Source organism: Paenibacillus chitinolyticus, from assembly GCF_045038035.1.
GTDB classification, from domain to species: Bacteria; Bacillota; Bacilli; order Paenibacillales; family NBRC-103111; genus Paenibacillus_F; species Paenibacillus_F chitinolyticus_A.
Genome location: NZ_CP173427.1, coordinates 2,203,133 through 2,222,335 on the forward strand (window position 1 = coordinate 2,203,133; position 19,203 = coordinate 2,222,335).

Genomic DNA, 19,203 nt, shown 5'->3' on the forward strand with positions numbered 1-19,203 from the left:
TTTTTTGCAATCTGTCGAAATAAGATGAAAAAGGAGGTAATATCCAAAATAATGTAACATATAAGAAGAATATTCCAAAACGTCCAAAATGGTGCTACAATACGTGTAATCGGATTGGCAAACAGGGGAGAAAATAACAGGAGGTGATTAGCGGCTCAGCTTAACCTGCTCGGATGTTCTCCGTTTTTGTATGTCTGGAGCTAGTTTACACCTGAAGGAGGAAGATGACGGTGAAAAGATCTCTTCGCTCAAGCGGGCTGCTCCGCAGAACGCTGTTTGCTGTCCTGCTTTTGTCCGTTGCGGCTGCGGGCTGCCTTCCGCTGTACGGGACTGCCGGGGCCGCTTCCGGCTTGGCTGCGGCCCAGCCCTATTCGCAGCGTTCCGGACCTTACGGAGGAATCGCGGTTCCGCCAGACAGCCCGAAATCCGGGCCTGCCGATCAGGACCCTTTTCGTTCGGCGAACGGGCCCGGAACCCCTCTGCTTCCGCAGGCTTCTCTTGACGTGACGGTAAATGAATCCGTTTACGGTCCTCACATCAAGCTTCCCGACGGAACTTTGCACCCGGTAGCCGGAATGGATCAGGAGCGCAAAGAAGACGCTCTGACAGTGTATACAAGCACGTACGGAACGTATACATCTCCTTTCGATGACCGGACGATCGAGCTTATTGTGACGGAAGGCATTATCGTTGACAAAATCTCAGACGGCAAAAAAGGAACCTATCTGCCTCCAAACGGATACGTTCTTTCAGGTACCGCAAGTACCAAGGCGCTTCTGCAGCAGCTGAATGTGGGAGACAGCCTTACCGCCGTGAACATAAAAATTCCAGTCTTGCCGACGAAGTATGTGAAGGTCGGCGATTTAATTATCCCCGTGGACCGGGTTAACGGGCCGCGAAATCAGGGCGAAGCGGTGCTTTTCGACCCGGGATACGGAGCCTCCACCCGCACGAATCCTTGGGGAATCGAAGTGACTTTCCAGAACGGCCGGGTCACGGGAGTTAAAGGAATACTGATGGATTCCGGCGGAAAATTTATCGACAACGACTCGCCGATCCCCAAGGGAGGTTACGTTCTTTCCGTGCAGGCGGCAAATCCTTATTACGCCGATCTGCTGGCTCTGGCGGCTCCGGGACTGGCCGTATCGATGGAGCTGAATGCCTACCCCATGTATTTTGCGTCTAAAATGGCTTATGACGCGTTTAATCCCCGGACGAGGGAAGACAATCCGGCAGGATGGGACGATACGAACGACAAGCCGTATCCCGGGCATCGCGGAGCGGAGCAGCTGATCGTGTACGACAGCAGCTATGGTGCCGCCACCGGCACGAATCCGTGGGGAGGGGAGGCTGTCGTGAACGCGGACGGCAAAATCATAAGCAGCGGAGGCAACAACCGGCCGATTCCCGCAGGGGGATACGTCCTTTCCGGACACGGCTCCAAGATGGCCTGGCTCTCGCGTTATGCGGCGATTGGGGCGACCGTGAAGATCAACCGGACGGAAAAGCAGGTGCTGCTTATTTTTACGCCGCAGTCTTATCTGGATAAGGCGCGATTAACCGCCGGCTCTGCGGAGCAGGCAATGGAAGAATCCAAACGCCGGTTTATGGATGTTCCTTACGAGGAAATCTCCAAAGAAATTCGGCAGGTGAAGCAGCTGGAGATACAGGCGGGCAAGCATCTGGAGGAAAAAGGTGTCGAAGGGCTGACGGAAGTGCTGGCCGAACTGGATGGAAAAGCAACACGCGTTCACTACATGAATGTGGAGTCCAGAACCGTTGAAAACCGGGGAATCTGGATTCGGCCCAAAGAGAAGTCTCTTGAGGAAGTTAAACGGGCGCTGGATAAGATTAAGGCGGCTCACCTTAACTCCATATATTTGGAAACGTTCTGGAACGGATACACCATCTACCCGACCCAAAACAACATAACGGCTCATAATCCCATGTACGGCGGATTTGATGTGCTTAAAGCTTATTTGGAAGAAGGGAAAAAACGGGGCATCGAAATCCATGCCTGGGTCGAAAACTTTTTCGTGGGAGGGCCGGAACCCGGGCCGATCGTGGAGCGCAAGCCCGAATGGTCGCTGCTCAGCCGGAAAGGCCAAAATTATCAGGAAGATGCGTCCAGCGGATTCCGTTATTATTTTATCAATCCCGCTTTGGATGAAACGCACGATTTTCTGATCGACGTCTACAAGGAGCTGCTCTCCAACTATGACGTAGCCGGTCTGCACCTTGATTATGCGCGCTATCCCGGTTCGGGAGATTTTACGAACGATTTCGGATATGACGGATACACCCGAAGCTTGTTTCAAAAGAAATACGGAACTGATCCGCTCCTTCTGCACCCCGGTGATGCGCTGTGGGCACAGTGGGTGGATATGCGTGTCGGGTTCGTCGACAAATTTGTGTTCCGCCTGGCCAAGGAAGTGAAGAAATGGAAACCCCAAGTGAAGCTAACCGCCGCGGTATGGCCCGAATATGAAATTGCACGCAGAGACGTGCTGCAGGATTCGATGAACTGGGTGAGGCATAACCTGATCGACAACGTGTTCCCGATGTCCTATAAACTGGACACATCGCTCGTTGTGGCGGATGCGCGCAAAACGTTCGAGATCGCAAAGGATAAATCGTATGTGACGATCGGCGTCGGCTCTTTTATCGATCTGACCAAGGACGCGTTCATCGATCAGATCATTGCGAGCCATCAGCTCGGAATCAGCGGCAGCGCCGTGTTCGAGTATGAATCGTTTTTCGATCAGGGCTATGACAAAAATACCGTTCTCGGCGTGTACCGGAATGAAGCGGTCGTTCCCGACAGCGATCCTGCCCGGTCGATTGCAGCTGTACTTGCAGGACAGAAACGGAAAATAAAGGAGCTGTATCTCCCTCTTAAAGGGATGGATGCCCGCAAAGCCGGCCGGTATACCGATGAGATCGAAGAAATCGTTAAAAAACTGGGCGGCGAGAAAAATCCCCGGCTGAATCCCGGCCGTTTGAAGCAGGTAAAGAAATCGCTGGCATCCCTGGTTAAGGATATTTTGTCCGATAGCCGTCTGAATGCCGAAGTCAAAGAACGGATGCTGTACGATTTGAAGGGAGCCCTGCGGATTGCCGAAATTACGGCGGCCAAATCGGGGAAGGGCGGTAAAGAGGCCGATGAAGCGGATGAATTCAATGAAACCGGGGTGACTCATGCGGAAGATGAGACCGGTGAGGCACATGAGTAGGCAAGGGCAGCAAGGCGGGACATGATCTGATAACAGCGGCAAACTGCCGGATCGGGCTTTCGAAGAAGAATGAAGTCAGGCAGTGGATGACGCCGTTTTATCCGGATGCGACAACCGGAAGAACCGGAAGAATCGGAAGGTTAAACAGACCGTATGTGGTTTCAGAAAAGGCTGCAGACAGAAGCTTTTCAATCCTTTAGAGGAAGAGAAGAGGTGCAGATCCATGAAATTTACGTTTGCGGTATTGTCCGATATTCATGTGGTAGCATGGGACCCCGAGTCCCACCGCCGTTTGGAAGTTTGCCTGAAAGATTACGCATCCATGAAGCATCCGCCCGAGTTTATCGTGATTAACGGGGATTTAACCGAGGGATTCGCCGAGGATTATACGGTGTTAAAACGTATTCTGTCCGAACATGCCCGCGTTCCCGTCTATATGACGAACGGAAACCATGAATATTACCGCATGTGGTATAAGGACGGGAGTTTTAGCGTGGATACGTTCCCGAACGGATGGTCGACGGCGGAAGCGATGGCAAGGTTTCTCGGCTTTCTGGGAAGGCCCCTGCCCTATTACGACCTGCGCCTGAAGGGGCTGCGCTTTGTCTTTATGAGCGCCGAGCGCTACCGCGACACCGATCCGGTTATCCTGGAGGACGCCTGGATCAGCGACGAGCAGTTCGCCTGGCTGGAGCGGATTCTGCGGGAGGAATCGGGTCCTCGCCATGCCGAAGCGCAAAGCCGGGCCGAAACGGCCTCTGCGTCCGGGACGGACCTGGCAGCTCTTGAAGCCGACGGAGCCGCAAGCAGAGAAACGGGGACTGCGGCTTCCCCGGCAGAGGAAGAGGCCGGGCTGCAGCCGTCGGATCCCGCGGGGGAAGAAGCATACCGCCCGCATGGCCGGGAGCGGCCGGTGTTCGTTTTCCTGCATCAGCCGCTTCCTCACACGGTGGCGGGAAGCTACGATCCCGGCGAGAAGGGGGTCGTGCAGGATGTGCGGCTTAGAGAGCTGCTGGGCCGACACCCGAACGTGTGCTTCTTCTCCGGGCACACCCATTACACGCTCGCCAGTCCGGGGGTTTATTTCCAGGACGGCTGCTCTCATATGGGCACCTCCTCTGTCCGCAGGCCCATCGGAGACGGCATTGAACCTGCCGCGCCCGTTGAAAGCGAAAGCGTCCTCGTCGAGGTGGAGCCTCATTCGGTAACGATCCGCGGACGCAGGCACAATACGGGAGAGTGGCTGTCTTCGGCACGATTTGTTAAGCGATACTGACTAACCGCGGAGCCGGCCTGGAAATTCGGGAAACGGGCTGCCGCCGGGAAAAGGGGAAAAGCCGCCTTTATGCAGAACGCTCTGCTAAAGGCGGCTTTTCGGTTCAAGCCCGGGCTATTTCAAGGGAGGTTACAGCGGAGTGATGGTCGGCCATGCGAGCTCTACGCCGTTCCAGGACAATATATTTTGCAAGCCTTCCAGTTTCGTCTTGTCAGCATGCACTTCACGGGGCTGATACCCGTTCTGTATGCAGTAGCCGGCAAGGAAGCCCGCCGCTTCTCCGATATTCCATTCCACCGGATGGAGACGGTAGCAGCCGTTCGTAATATGAGTCGTGCCGAGGTTCTTGCACGCCGGCAGGAGATTGTTGACCCGAACGGGAATGAGGCTGCCGAGCGGAATCTGGAACGGAAGGGAGGACACGTCCAGATAGTTCCGTCCCGTCATGCTCGGATGGAGGTCGATCCGGTAAGCGCCGATCCCGACGGAATCGGGGAACACTTCCGCCCCCTTGTCGCCGCGGATCGCCGTGCTGACGTGCTGTTCCTTGACGGTGAATTCCGCCTTGATCCGGCGGGATTCCCGGATATACGGCGCTTGGGCCATACCGTCCTCGGTGCCGACGACGTCGGGACGCAGACGCAGACCGGGATAACCGGCTTTGCCGTCCGGACGCGGCGCTTCGGTCTGGAGCCAGTAGAGCAGAGAATAGCTGAGCTGCTTGGCCTGCTCGAGATTTTTCTTCGCTTCCGCTTCGGGAACGTCATAAATATTGCCGAGCCAGTAATCGTTCTGCGGCCAGTTTACGAGGGAAATATCGCTCGGGAACGTACCGGGCATAAAATTCGCCTTATCGATTACCCGGCGGTAATTGAACAGCGGATATTTCTCGGTGCCCGGAAACAGGGTATCTTCGGCAGGCTCAAGCGTAACCGGGTTCGGCGAAATCCAGCTGAGCTGCTTGTCCGGCCAGAAGTCCGCCTTATAATTGCGCCAGAAATTGTAATCTTTCGGTTTGTCGATGACATGATTCTCGCCTTCGAAATAATCCATCGCAAAACAGACGGTAAACGCCTGGATATCCTTCGGATCGGCGACTTCCGGCGCGCTCGGCTCCCCCGTATCTTTCCGGGATTCGGCACCTGTCACATACTCGACCTTGGCGAGAGGAAGAACGTCTCCGCACTCCGTCGCGTCCAGGAAATACGGAGCGGTTAACGTATGTTTATGACCCAGATCCAAGTGCTTTACTTTGACTGCCCTTATTTTATCCCCGTCTGTCTCGGCCGCTGTAATGCGGTGGCGCGTGAGAATAATCAATTTGCCGCTGTTTACGTAAGGAGCAAGCATCTGCTCAAGGACCGCAAGCATGGCTCTCGGTTCCGCGCACAGGCGGCTTACTCCGCCGTTGCCCGGATTCAGATTGACGATGGCGCGCGCCTCCGCCGTTAACGGGAAATAATCGCGGTAGTAAGAGCGCACACCGTTGCGGAACTGCCGGAAACTGCGGGTGCAGCCGAATTGCTCGATCCACTTGTGCTCGTCCGGCGGTACCGCCTGGCTGGTCAATTGTCCGCCGATCCAATCGGTTTCTTCCGTCATAATCACTTTCAATCCCATTTTTGCGGAAGCCAGAGCGGCCGCACAGCCGCCGACACCTCCGCCGATAATCACGACATCTGCTTTCAGTTCACGGTTCATAGTCGAATCCCTCCACAGTCTATATATTTTCCTGATATTGGAATCCTCTTTATTTTAGCAAACATATGTTCTTATTTTAATGCGCCCAAAGTCTCATTTTGAAGCAGGGCATGTGCGGATAAAAGGATGAGACCCCTTTTTTCCGGAGCCTGTTTACGTTTTTCCGCAACCTATTTCAAAAAATTTTTACAGCGGTCTTAAAAAAATAAAAGGACCTTTTAGTTTCTATGCGGGAACAAGAACGGCTATGCCTGCATGTCCTTCCGTTTGTTAACCGAAATAAAAATCAAGCATTAAAATAAGAGTTATTTAGGTCTTTATGCCCATATTAATTGTATAATATATTTCTGAAACTAGTAAATTATAGTAAATATAAGTTAAAATATAGTTGGGCTATCCATCCAAAAATCGACGGTTCTCAGCATGAAAAACCCTTTGTGTGACAGGAAACTACAGAAATCGACCGTTCGGGGGTACAGGCAAACTTAGAAAAATATGGAGATGCACTAGGCAAATCGCCTAGTTTCAAGTACTATTCATGTAGAGACTAGAAAAGAAAACCGTGAACTGATTGTCTGACCGCGCAGAATGACGAAAAGGAGTCCCATCTATGAGCAAAATCGCCGATTTGAACAATTCGCTGCTGCTCCTCAACAGTATTTATTCCTCGCTTACCAAGTCCGAGCAGAAAGTGGCCGACACCGTATTAAAGGATCCTGAAGCTACCGTTTTCTATACGATTACGGACTTGGCGGAAAAAGCGGAAGTAGGCGAAACCTCCGTCATCCGTTTGTGCCGCAAGCTCGGCTACAAGGGATATCAGGAATTTAAACTATCGCTCGTCCAGGTGCTGGCTACGCCAAGCGAGCAGGTGCACGGCAAGATTGAGGAAAGCGACGATCTCGACCAGATTATGAAGAAAATGACCTCCCAAAACTCGCAGGCGGTGCAGAACTCGACATCTTTGCTTAACGTCCAGGAGCTGCAGCAAGCGATCGACGCTATTCTGGCGGCACGAAAAATTTTGTTTTTCGGAGTAGGATCCTCGGGGATTACCGCGCAGGATGCCAAATACCGGTTCATGAGGCTCGGGTTTAATGTGGACGCCGGTTCCGACGGCCATATTATCGCCATGAACGCGTCTTTGGTGGAGAAAGGCGACGTCGTCGTCGGTATTTCTTCGTCGGGAAGCACCAAAGATCTTGTCGACGCTGTCCGCTTGGCCAAGCAGAAAGGCGCTTACATCATCTGCCTGACCAACCACGCCCGCTCGCCGATTGCGAATCAGAGCAATGTCGTTCTTCTCGCTACAGCGAAAGAAACACCTCTGCAGGGCGGAGCCTTCTCCTCGAAGCTGGCGCAGATCCATCTGCTGGATATTCTATCTACGGCCGTTGCCATGCAAATGAAGGATCAGACGTACCGGGCTTTGGAACACACGGCGAAATCTGTTCTGGATAAACTGTACTAATCGCTACTCCTGCGCGCAGCCGGGGCCTACGGGTCCCGGCTTTTTGCTGCTTCCGGAAGGATTGAAGCGCCAGGCGCATCCCGGCCCGGAATTATTTCCGGACACGCCTGTCCATCGGTCGGCTAGGCTCCGGCGGGTAATCCGGAATTTTTAAATCGAATCAAACAATCGGTCGGCAAAAAATACGGTAAGCTTTCTTCTTCAGTTTATAGCAGGATGGAAGGGGTGGCAAATGTTGTAAGGTGAAGTTGAGGTAAACCGTCGCTTGTCCTTATCAGACATGTTTCATGCAAAAAATCCGTATAGTGGTAGCGGAACCCTATTTCTTAGGCGGGGAGGAAACGATGTTGCCGGCTGAAAAACGGAAAGAGGCAGAGAAATGGAGGAACCGCATTTTTTCTTCGCTCCGGACAGACCGGATTATGAAAAGCAGGGCGTACCGGACGGCGGTCCCGGTCATACTGCTGATCGGATTGGCCGAACATGCGTATTGGATCTATCATCTGGGCAAAAACGAGCCGGCGGGCTTTGTTTCCAGGCAGGAGTGGGCTGCGGTTCTTCTTCTGACGGTGATCCTTTTTAGCGGCTGTATACGTTATATGGGCTATAAAAGAGCGGAAGGATTCGCGGAAAGCCTGAAAACGCTCCTGTGCATGCTTTTATTCGTTCTCTACGCTTTTTACTGCGGAGCGGGCTGGTCATCGGCAGCTGAAGCCGGGGGAGGTCCGGAGGCCGGCCAATCGTATTTGCTGGAAGCCCGGACAGCGGCATTTGCCGCAGCGGCGGGGACGGCGCTATATGCGATCTGGAAGTGGCTTGGGGCAAAACTTACACGTGAGCGCCGTGAATAACGCAAACCCGGTACGGCAGGCGAAAAGCCCCGGACACAGCCGGTTTACCGGCATGTTCGGGGCTTTTTTTGACGCTCCTAAGGGCGGGTTTCCGTGCCGCAAAGCTAAAGCGCTTTGCGGAATTCTTCCGTCAGCAGCGGCACGACATCGAACAGGTCTCCGACGATCCCGTAGTCGGCGACTTTGAAGATCGGCGCCTCCGGGTCCTTGTTGATCGCGATAATGACCCGCGATCCGCTCATCCCGGCCAGATGCTGGATGGCGCCGCTGATGCCGCATGCGATGTAAATCTCGGGCGTGACCACCTTGCCGGTCTGCCCGATCTGCATCGCATAGTCGCAGTACCCGGCGTCGCAGGCTCCGCGCGACGCTCCGACCGCTCCGCCGAGCACGCCGGCAAGCTCCTCGAGCGGCTTGAAGCCGTCGGCGCTCTTGACGCCGCGCCCGCCGGAGATGACGACCTTGGCTTCGGCAAGGTCGATTTTGCCCGAGGTCTTCTGAACGACCTCGCGGATGACCGTACGAAGGGATGGAGCTTCGTACGCCACGTTTTCGACCGCTGCCGAAGCGCCTTCCACAGCTGTGGGAGCGGCGATGTTGTTGGGCCGGACGGTGACGACCCACGGGAACGCGGTAAACGCTTTCTTTTCAAGCGCTTTACCCGCGTAGATCGGGCGAGTAAACACGGCCTTGCCGCCGTTCGATTCAACGGCCGTCACATCGGATATCTGCCCGGCCCCGAGCAGGGAAGCGATTTGCGGGGCAAGGTCCTTGCCGATGGCGGTGTGGCCGAACAAGACCGCGTCGGGCTCCGCTTGCCGGATAATGTCGTGAAGCGCTTTGCCGTAAGCTTCGGGGTTGTAGTCCTTAAGATCGGTATGGTCGGTCACGTAAACTTTCTGGGCGCCGTATGCGGCCAGTTCATCGGCCAGGCCGGACACGCCGGAGCCGATCAGAGCGGCGAGAACGGAATCCCCTTCGGCGGCAGCCGCCTTCGCCGCGCCGATCGTTTCGAAAGAGACCTGGCGAAGAGCGCCGCCTTTAGCTTCAGCTACAATCAGGTATGTGTTGGACATGATTCAGTCGCCTCCTATATGGACTCATAAAAGGAATAAGTGCGCAAAATGACCGCGGAAAAAATCAAAGGACCAATCAGATAACCTTTGCTTCCGTACGCAAAAGCCGTACAAGCTCCGCGGCCGTTTGAGCTGGCTCGCCTTTGAGCGTTTTTCCGGCTTTGCGCGGCGGCGGCAGGAACAGATCCACGCGTTCGGTGCGGGATTCCACCGTGCCGAGACCGATATCGTCCAGTGTGACTTCACGGAACGGCTTCTTCTTGGCCTTCATGATTCCCTGCAGGGAAGGATAGCGCGGCTCGTTTAATCCCTGCTGGGCCGTAAAGAGCGCCGGAAGCGTCACTTCCGCCACTTCCAGGTCCCCTTCGGCGTCACGGTGTACATTCGCTTTCCCGCCGGCAATCTCAAGCTTCGTAATCGAGCTGACGTGGGGGATGCCGAGCAGCGTGGCGAGACGGACGGCCACCTGGCCGGCGCCGTTGTCGACGGAGAAGTTTCCTCCGAGCACAAGATCGTACGCTTCCCGGGACAGGAAAGCATGAAGCGCCTGGGCCACGGCATGCTCATCGCCGCCGATGCGCTCATCGTTGATCAGGACGGCTTCGTCGGCTCCCATCGCGAGCGCGCTCCGCAAAGCCTCGGCGGAACGCTCCGGACCGGCGGAAACGACGACGACTTTGCCTCCCTGCTCGTCGCGGAGCTGAATAGCCTGTTCCACTGCATATTCGTCGTAGGGATTGATGACAAACTTGACGCCATCCTCCGAAATTTGTCCGTTCTCAAACACGATTTTTTCCTCGGTATCAAACGTTTGCTTCAGCAGCACGAAAATGTCCATCGCTGGTGTCCCCTTCCTATTTTGAAATGAGTATCCTCTGTGGATAATCGGCTTTTAAGCCTGAATTCCCTGAAGAAAGAACTGTACGGTGCCGTCCACCTGAGCGGACAACGAATATTTGCGTCCGGAAATGAGCCAGGAGGTGACGACTTCGTCCATCGCCCCGAACAGCAGCAGGCGGGTCAGCTTCACATCGAGATCGGCCCGGAACAATTTCTCCTCGACGCCCCGTTCAAGAAGTTTCTCGATTAATTCAATATATGGCTTAACGGCTTTTCCTATTTCTTTGCGCAGCTCAAGCGAACTTTGCCGAAGCTCGATCTGAGTGACGAAGGCGAGATCGACGTTATTTTCCAGCTCCGTATAATGGATCTCGCAAACTTTGCGAAGCGCTTCCTTAACGCCTGTGGTCTGCTCGATATGCATATGGAACTTGCCTACAAGCTCACCGAGCTTCTCGCGGAACAAGGAGATGAGAATATCCTCCTTTCTTTTGAAGTACAAATAAATCGTACCGTCCGCGACGCCGGCCGCTTTGGCAATCTTGGAAACCTGAGAGCGGTGAAACCCGTGTTCGGCGAATACTTTCAACGCAGCTTCGAGAATTAAATCATATTTTTCTTTTTTTTTACTTGTCATGGAATCACCTCGGTGCTAAAATACGAATTAAATAGTGAATGAATACTCATTCATTTTCTACAGCCATCATAAAATAGATCCAGGGCAATGTCAATGACTGAATGACCCGCTGTTAAGGCGAAGTTCCGAGGTTGTGGCACCATGAGAAAAGCATGTTTGATCCGAACGTTAGTCAGGAGAACCATGCTTTTGTTTGCCTGGGTCATGTAAACGCTTTATATGGTGGAAGTGATAAAAGATGTTAGCATCCGAGAAAGGGGTTGTTTCCGATGCCGGGAGCGATCGTGCAGTTGATTCTGTTTCTGGGCGTGACGGGATTCGGCGTTTACCTGTTCGCCAAAGCGGTGTACCACCGTTACCTATATGTGAAGCTCGGACAGCCGGTCGATTGGGGCGGGCAGATCGGGGAAAGGCTGAAAGATTTCACCGTTCAAGTGTTCGGCCAAACGAAGCTGCTCAAGGACAAGAAAAGCGGCATCATGCACATTGTCATTTTTTACGGGTTCATTATTCTTCAGTTCGGCGCGCTGGATATTATCGTCAAAGGCCTTGTCGGGCACGGCCTGCCGATTCCCGGCTACGAAGCTTTCGGTCTGATCCAGGAAATCACGGTAGCGGCTATTCTGATCGCCATGGGTTACGCCGCATACCGCCGGTACGGAGAGAAGCTGAAACGGCTGAAGAGAGGATGGAAGCCGAGCCTGGTCGTCTATTTTATTTTCAGTCTGATGGTTTCGGTGCTTCTCACGCTTGCTTTCGACCGGATTCGGGAAGGGCTGGAGCCTTCGGCCATGGCACCGATCTCGTCCGTACTGGCAGCTGCGTTCGGGTGGATGCCTCTAGGAGCGGCCGCCGTTCTGTATCACGTGTTCTGGTGGGCGCACCTGCTCATTCTGCTGGCGTTCCTGGTCTATGTGCCCCAGTCCAAGCATTTTCATCTCCTTACGGCTCCTCTTAACATTTTGCTGAAAAGACGGGAACCTGCCGGACGGCTGCGGAAGCTGGATCTGGAAGACGAGGAAGCGGAATCTTTCGGACTCAGTAAGATCGAAGATTTGACGCAGAAGCAGATGCTTGACCTCTATGCCTGCGTGGAATGCGGGCGCTGCACCAACGTGTGTCCCGCCTCGGGTACCGGTAAAATGCTTTCGCCGATGCACATGATCGTGAAGCTGCGCGATCACTTGACGGAGAAGGGGGCGGCGGTTACGAGCAAATCCCCTTGGGTGCCGGCTATCGCTTTCTCGGGAAGTTCGGTGCATGAGATGAACGCCGATGGACATGAGCTGGGCGCATGGAACGGCTCGGGCATCACCGATATCGGTCCGACGATGAACGCGCAGAAGCACTCCTGGGTGACGACGGGCAAAAAGCCGGAGGAGATGGAGCTGGTCGGCGATGTCATGACCGAAGAGGAAATCTGGTCCTGCACGACGTGCCGCAACTGCGAGGACCAGTGTCCGGTAGCGAACGAGCATGTGGACAAAATCGTCGATTTGCGCAGGCATCTCGTTCTGATGCAGGGCTCTATGCCGCATGACGGCCAGCGGGCGATGCAGAACATCGAGCGCCAGGGCAACCCGTGGGGAATTTCGCGCAACGACCGGGCCAAATGGGTGCAGGAAATCGATCCCGAAGGCGAACTCCGCGTTCCGACGGTCAAAGAAAACCCGGAATTCGACATCCTGTTCTTCGTCGGTTCGATGGGCTCTTACGATAACAGGAGCCGCAAAATCACGCGTTCGCTCGTGCGCCTTATGAATGAAGCGAATGTCAATTTCGCGGTTCTGGGCAACGAAGAGAAGAATTCCGGCGATACTCCGAGGCGGCTGGGAAACGAATTTTTATTCCAGCAGCTTTGCGAGGAAAACATTAAAATTTTCCGGAAATACGGGGTGCGCAAAATCGTGACCGCCTGCCCCCATACGTACAACACCTTAAAGAACGAATATCCCGAATTCGGACTGGAAGCCGAGGTTCTTCATCATACGGAACTTCTGGATGAACTGGTCCGCACCGGAAAGCTGACTCCGAGCCATGAGGTGAACGAACGGATCACGTATCACGATTCGTGTTACCTCGGCCGTTACAATAACGTTTACGATCAGCCCCGCAATGTGCTCAAAGCGATTCCCGGCGTGGAATTGGTTGAAATGACCCGCTCCCGTGAGAACGGAATGTGCTGCGGCGCGGGCGGAGGCATGATGTGGATGGAGGAAACGGCCGGCAAGAGAGTCAACCTGGCCCGGACCGAGCAGGCGCTCGAGGTTAACCCGACGGTGATTTCATCGGCTTGTCCGTACTGCCTGACCATGATGGAAGACGGTACGAAAATGAAAGAAGCCGAAGAAACGGTCAAAGCCCGGGATATCGCAGAAATACTCGAAGAATCCGTATTTGGTGCCAAGGCACCTGCGCCGTTCCAAACCGTTTCGTAAGAAAAAGCGGCCGGACGGCAGACGAAGATCAGGAGGGAATCCGACATGGTGAATCAGATTCAGAAAGCGGCCGTTATCGGCTCCGGCGTGATGGGGGCGGCCATTGCGGCACACTTGGCGGGTGCGGGTATTTCGTGCCTGCTCCTGGATATTGTTCCGACGGTTTTGACGGACGAGGAGACGAAAGCGGGTCTGACTACAGAGCAGCCGAAAGTGAGAAACCGCCTGGCGGCGGGAGCGATTGAGAGGCTGAAGAAAACGAATCCGGCACCGCTGTACAGCGAAGCGTTTGCGGCGCTCATCACACCCGGAAACCTGGAAGACGATCTGGCCCGATTATCGGGCGTCGACTGGATTGTCGAAGTGGTCGTGGAACGCCTGGACGTAAAGAAGCAGCTTCTGGCCCGGATCGAGCAGGTCTGGAAGCCGGGAACGATCGTTTCCTCTAATACGTCCGGTATCTCTATTCAAGCGATGGCGGAGGACTGCGGTCCGGAATTCAAGCGGCACTTTTTAGGCACTCATTTCTTTAATCCGCCGAGATATATGAAGCTGCTTGAAATCATTCCGGGAGAATCTACCGATCCCGAAATTCTCCGCTTCATGGCTGACTTTTGCGAGAAGAGGCTCGGCAAAGGCGTTGTAACGGCCAAGGATACGCCGAACTTTATCGCCAACCGGATCGGCACGTACGGGCTGCTCGTCACTCTCCGGGAAATGCTGGAGAAAGGTTATACCGTGGAAGAAATCGATGCCGTGACGGGCCCCGCACTTGGACGTCCGAAAAGCGCCACGTTCCGCACGCTGGATCTCGTCGGACTCGATACTTTCGTTCACGTAGCAAGGAATGTTTACGACCTGGTCGATAACGAAGCGGAGAAAACGATTTTCGACGTTCCTGCGGAACTGACCGGCATGGTGGAGCGGGGGTGGATCGGCGAGAAGAAGGGGCAGGGTTTTTATAAGAAGATAAAAAATGAAAAAGGAAAAGAAATCCAGGCCCTCCATCTCGGGACCATGGAATACTCGCCGTCGCGGAAAATTTCCTCTGCGTCACTGGAAGCGGCCAAGAACGCCAAAGGCACGGCCGGTAAAATCAAAACGCTGCTTTCTACACCGGATAAATATTCCGAGCTGGCCTGGAATGTAATCAAACCCGTTCTGCTTTATTCGGCCGGCAAACTGGGAGAAATCGCGGATTCCATCGTGGAGATCGACAATGCGATGAAGTGGGGCTTCAACTGGGATCTGGGGCCTTTCGAGCTGTGGGACGTCATCGGTCTGGAGCGCTCGGTCAAAAGAATGGAACAGGAAGGGGAGAACGTTCCCGCTTGGGTGAAGGAATGGCTTGCGGCCGGGCATACCGGCTTTTACGAAAAGCGCGAAGGCACGACGTTCTACTACAACCGGGGCGCGTATAAGGAAGCCGACACGCGTCCGGAGCATATTTCGCTAAAAGCGCTTAAGCAGCAAAATAAAGTGATTTTGAGCAACAGCGGCGCGAGTCTGATCGACATCGGAGACGGCGTGGCGTGCCTGGAGTTCCATTCGCCGAACAATGCGATCGGCGCCGATATTTTGACAATGGTGCAAAAAAGCACGGAAGAGGTGAGGCGCAATTACCGCGGACTGGTCCTCGCCAATGAAGGCCGTCACTTCTGCGTGGGAGCGAACGTGATGATCCTGCTTATGGAAGCGCAGGACGGGGAGTGGGATGAGGTGGACAGCATCATCCGGCTGTTCCAGAACTCCATGATGGCCCTGAAAAAGCTGGAGAAGCCGGTCGTCGCCGCGCCTCACAGCATGACGCTCGGAGGCGGTGTCGAAGCGTGCCTGCCTGCCGACCGGATTATTTTCTCTCCGGAAACTTACTTCGGCCTGGTCGAAGTGGGGGTCGGCGTCATACCGGCCGGAGGCGGCTGCAAGGAAATGGCGCTGCGGAGCAGCCAGCTTGCCGCGGGCGATCCCGAGGTGGACCTCCAGCCGTACATCAACCGTTACTTCGAAACGATCGGGATGGCGAAGGTGTCTACCAGCGGCTACGATACGAAGCGGCTCGGCTATATGGGCCCTAGAGATTCCGTCGTTCTGAACGGCGATCACCGGATTTATACCGCCAAGCAGGCGGTGCTGGCCATGGACCGCGAAGGCTATGTGCTTCCGCAGGAAGAGAAGATCCGGGTCGTCGGCGACAGCGGTAAAGCGGTGCTGCAAATCGCGTCGTATACGATGAAGCTGGGCGGTTACATCAGCGACCACGACCAGCTTATCGCGAACAAACTGGCGCACGTGCTCGCTGGAGGAGACGTTCCGGCCGGAAGCCTGGTGTCGGAACAGTACATGCTGGATTTGGAGCGGGAGGCGTTCCTGAGCCTGTGCGGCGAACCGAAAACCCAGCAGCGGATGCAGCATATGCTGTCCAAAGGCAAGCCGCTGCGCAACTAATTCAGGACGAAGCGAGGGGAGAACACAATGAAAGAAGCGGTCATTGTATCGATAGTGCGCACTCCGGCAGGCAAAGCGAAGAAAGGCAGTCTTGCCCAGACGAGGGCCGAAGATCTCGGGCGCATCGTCCTGGACGAGGCGGTCAGACGGGCGCCGGGACTGCGCAAGGAGGACGTGGAGGACATCATCATCGGCTGCGCCATGCCGGAAGGCGAGCAGGGGCTGAACTTCGCCAGGACGATGGCCCTGTACGCGGGCTTCCCGGCTGAGGTTCCGGCCGTCACGATCAACCGGTTCTGCTCGTCCGGTCTACAGTCCATCGCCTACGCGGCGGAAAGGATCATGCTCGGGCATGCGGACGTGATCATTGCCGGCGGCGTGGAAAGCATGAGTCATGTGCCCATGACGGGATTCAAGCTGTCGCCGCATCCGAAGCTGGCCGTGGAGATGCCCGAAGTTTACATGGGCATGGGACACACGGCGGAGAACGTCGCGCAGCGGTTCGGCATCTCCCGCGAGGATCAGGACGCCTTCGCGGCGGAGAGCCACCGCAAGGCGGCTGCCGCGATTGCCGCGGGCCGGTTCAAGGAGGAGATCGTTCCCGTCGAAACGAGCGTGAAAGGGGTGGATGCCGGCGGCAAGCGCTGGGAGAAGCCGGTCGTGCTCGACACGGACGAAGGCGTCCGTGCCGATACGACAACCGGCGTGCTCGCGAAGCTGCGTCCCGCCTTTGCGCTTAAAGGCAGCGTAACGGCCGGCAACGCTTCGCAGACGAGCGACGGCGCGGCCGCGGCTGTGCTGATGAGCCGCGAGCGCGCGGAGGAGCTGGGCTTGAAGCCGCTCGCGGCATTCCGTTCCTTCGCCCTGGCGGGTGTAGCGCCCGAGATCATGGGCGTCGGGCCGGTCGAAGCGATTCCGAAGGCGCTGAAGCAGGCCGGGATCACGCAGGATCAGGTTGAGTTGTACGAGATCAACGAAGCATTCGCTTCCCAGTGCGTGCACATTATCCGCGAGCTGAAGCTGGACGAAGCGAAGGTGAACGTAAACGGCGGCGCGATCGCGCTCGGTCATCCGCTGGGATGTACGGGCACGAAGCTGACGGCCAGTCTGGTTCACGAGCTGAGACGCAGAGGCGGCGGGTACGGTGTCGTGTCGATGTGCATCGGAGGCGGAATGGGAGCGGCCGGCGTGTTTGAGGTTTACGGAGAATAACGGGTCCCGGTCTTCCGGGCGTCAAAGCACGGTTTGCCGGCTCACGGGTCCGCGGATGAAGGAGCCGTGAGCCGATCTTTTCGAACCTTCGCGGCTCCAGAGACCGGCTTCGTCCTTGCGAGGGTTAACCGAACCATCCACCGGTCAGCCGGAGGCGGCGGAAACCGGAAATAAAGCAAGCTTATCTTCGCATATGAATCCATAAAAGGAGAGATTGTATATGATTGAAACGAGAAAGTTGACCAAAGGCGGAAGTTTTGTAATCGAAGATTTGGATGTAAACGCTCTCGTAACCCCGGAGGATTTCACCGAAGAACAGCGAATGATGATGGAGACGACCCGCGACTTCGTAGAAGGAGAAGTGCTGCCGAGAGACGAAGAAATTGAGAAGCTCGACTACGAGCTGACCGTCAAACTGATGCGCAAAGCCGGAGAAATCGGTCTGCTGGGCGCGGATGTGCCGGAGGAATACGGCGGACTCGGGCTCGATAAAATCAGCTCGACCGTCATTAACGAAAACTTGTCCAAAGCGTCCGCCTTTGCCTTATCCATCGGCGCCCACGTCGGAATCGGTACCCTGCCGATCGTCTTCTTCGGTACGCCGGAGCAGAAGCGGAAGTATTTGCCCGAGCTTGCCACGGGCGAAAAAATCGCGGCCTACTGCCTGACGGAGCCTACTTCCGGTTCGGATGCGCTGGGCGCGAAAACGACGGCAAAGCTGTCGGATGACGGACGGCATTATATTTTGAACGGTTCTAAGCTGTATATCACCAACGCGGGCTTCGCGGATATTTTTATCGTGTACGCCAAGGTGGACGGCAAAGATTTTACCGCCTTTATCGTGGAACGCGATCTGAAAGGGTTCTCCGTCGGACCGGAGGAGAAAAAAATGGGCATCAAAGGCTCGTCCACATGCCCGCTCTATTTTGAAGATGTGCATGTGCCGGTCGAAAACCTGCTCGGGGAGGTCGGACGCGGCCATATTATCGCATTTAACATTTTGAACATTGGTCGATTCAAGCTTGGAGCGGGCTGCCTCGGCGCCAGCAAGGAAGCCATCGAGCTCAGCGCCAAATACGCCAATACCCGTACGCAGTTCGGGCAGCCGATTTCTTCCTTCCCGCTGATCGGCAAGAAACTAGCGGAAATGAATATCCTCACGTATGTAACGGAAAGCATTGTGTACCGCACATCCGGCATGATCGACACGGCGCTTCAGAATCTCGACCACAATAGCGCGGAAGCGGGACAGCAGTCCGCCAAAGCGATCGCCGAGTATGCGCTGGAATGCTCCATTAACAAGGTGTTCGCATCGGAAGCGCTTGATTTCGTGGCCGATGAAGGCGTACAGATTCATGGGGGTTACGGCTTTATTCAAGAGTATAAAATCGAACGGATTTACCGGGATTCGCGGATCAACCGGATTTTTGAAGGAACGAACGAAATCAACCGCCTTCTCATTCCGGGAACGCTGCTCAAGAAAGCGATGAAGGGCGAGCTTGATCTCATGGGCAAAGCGCAGGCTCTGCAGTCCGAGCTGATGCAGCTTATTCCGGGCCAGACCTTCGACGAAACGCTGGAGCAGGCAGCCCATCTGACCGCTATGGCGAAAAAAGTATTCCTGATGGCGGGCGGCTCCGCCGTACAGAAATACGGCATGAACCTGGAGAAGCAGCAGGAAGTGCTCAGCAACCTCGCGGACATGATGATTCAGATTTACGCCATGGAAACGACGCTGGTGCGTACGCGCAAGCTCATCGCGAAATCCGGCGAAGAGAAAGCGAAGAACGCGATCCAAATGACGGACGTCTTCGTTCAGGAAGCGTTTGCCGAGATCGAGCGTCTCGCCAAGGATACGCTGGCCGCCATGGAAACCGGCGACGTGCTGCGCACTCAGCTCTCCGTTCTGAAGAAGCTCACGCGCAGCACACCGGTCGATGCGGTCGGACTGAAGCGCGAAATTGCGGCTCGTGTCATAGCTGCTGAGAAATACGTCATCTGACGATATGGCCCGCGAAAGGGA

12 protein-coding genes are annotated in these 19,203 nt (G+C 55.3%); 8 read left to right on the top strand and 4 right to left on the bottom strand.

Annotation, left to right across the window (positions count from 1 at the left end):
- Positions 1 to 224: 224 nt before the first annotated feature.
- A complete protein-coding gene (locus ACI48J_RS10150) occupies positions 225 to 3,233 on the top strand; it encodes a glycoside hydrolase family 10 protein (RefSeq protein ID WP_405082642.1) in 3,009 nt (1,002 codons plus the stop codon).
- Positions 3,234 to 3,456: 223 nt separating this feature from the next.
- A complete protein-coding gene (locus tag ACI48J_RS10155; protein ID WP_405082643.1) occupies positions 3,457 to 4,509 on the top strand; it encodes a metallophosphoesterase family protein in 1,053 nt (350 codons plus the stop codon).
- A 129-nt stretch (positions 4,510 to 4,638) separates the two neighbouring features.
- Here the strand turns inward: ACI48J_RS10155 and ACI48J_RS10160 are convergent, their stop codons facing one another.
- Positions 4,639 to 6,210, bottom strand: coding sequence for an FAD-dependent oxidoreductase (locus ACI48J_RS10160; RefSeq protein WP_405082644.1), 1,572 nt, complete (start codon positions 6,208 to 6,210; stop codon positions 4,639 to 4,641).
- Positions 6,211 to 6,820: 610 nt separating this feature from the next.
- Between ACI48J_RS10160 and ACI48J_RS10165 the strand changes: the two genes are divergently transcribed.
- Positions 6,821 to 7,681, top strand: coding sequence for a MurR/RpiR family transcriptional regulator (locus tag ACI48J_RS10165; protein ID WP_042233173.1), 861 nt, complete (start codon positions 6,821 to 6,823; stop codon positions 7,679 to 7,681).
- Positions 7,682 to 8,025: 344 nt separating this feature from the next.
- The gene (locus ACI48J_RS10170) at positions 8,026 to 8,532 is read left to right on the top strand and encodes a hypothetical protein (RefSeq protein WP_405082645.1); all 507 of its coding nucleotides are present in this window, start codon (positions 8,026 to 8,028) and stop codon (positions 8,530 to 8,532) included.
- A 104-nt stretch (positions 8,533 to 8,636) separates the two neighbouring features.
- On the opposite strand, the gene ACI48J_RS10175 is transcribed toward ACI48J_RS10170, so the two are convergent.
- The 3 genes from ACI48J_RS10175 to ACI48J_RS10185 form a co-directional block, all read right to left on the bottom strand.
- A complete protein-coding gene (locus tag ACI48J_RS10175; RefSeq protein ID WP_405082646.1) occupies positions 8,637 to 9,608 on the bottom strand; it encodes an electron transfer flavoprotein subunit alpha/FixB family protein in 972 nt (323 codons plus the stop codon).
- A 76-nt stretch (positions 9,609 to 9,684) separates the two neighbouring features.
- Positions 9,685 to 10,446, bottom strand: a complete 762-nt coding sequence (locus tag ACI48J_RS10180) for an electron transfer flavoprotein subunit beta/FixA family protein (RefSeq protein WP_405082647.1) — start codon at positions 10,444 to 10,446, stop codon at positions 9,685 to 9,687.
- A 54-nt stretch (positions 10,447 to 10,500) separates the two neighbouring features.
- Entirely contained in the window at positions 10,501 to 11,085 is a 585-nt protein-coding gene (locus tag ACI48J_RS10185) for a TetR/AcrR family transcriptional regulator (protein WP_326054541.1), read from the bottom strand.
- Positions 11,086 to 11,354: 269 nt separating this feature from the next.
- On the opposite strand from ACI48J_RS10185, the gene ACI48J_RS10190 reads away from it, so the two are divergent.
- From ACI48J_RS10190 to ACI48J_RS10205, 4 genes are all read left to right on the top strand, one after another.
- Positions 11,355 to 13,523: a heterodisulfide reductase-related iron-sulfur binding cluster gene (locus tag ACI48J_RS10190; RefSeq protein ID WP_405082648.1), complete on the top strand. Its 2,169-nt coding sequence runs from the start codon at positions 11,355 to 11,357 to the stop codon at positions 13,521 to 13,523.
- A gap of 45 nt (positions 13,524 to 13,568) precedes the next feature.
- A complete protein-coding gene (locus ACI48J_RS10195; protein ID WP_405082649.1) occupies positions 13,569 to 15,968 on the top strand; it encodes a 3-hydroxyacyl-CoA dehydrogenase NAD-binding domain-containing protein in 2,400 nt (799 codons plus the stop codon).
- Between the two features lie 27 nt (positions 15,969 to 15,995).
- Positions 15,996 to 17,180, top strand: a complete 1,185-nt coding sequence (locus tag ACI48J_RS10200; RefSeq protein WP_405082650.1) for an acetyl-CoA C-acyltransferase — start codon at positions 15,996 to 15,998, stop codon at positions 17,178 to 17,180.
- Positions 17,181 to 17,400: 220 nt separating this feature from the next.
- Positions 17,401 to 19,182, top strand: a complete 1,782-nt coding sequence (locus tag ACI48J_RS10205; RefSeq protein ID WP_326055153.1) for an acyl-CoA dehydrogenase family protein — start codon at positions 17,401 to 17,403, stop codon at positions 19,180 to 19,182.
- The last annotated feature ends 21 nt before the right edge of the window (positions 19,183 to 19,203 follow it).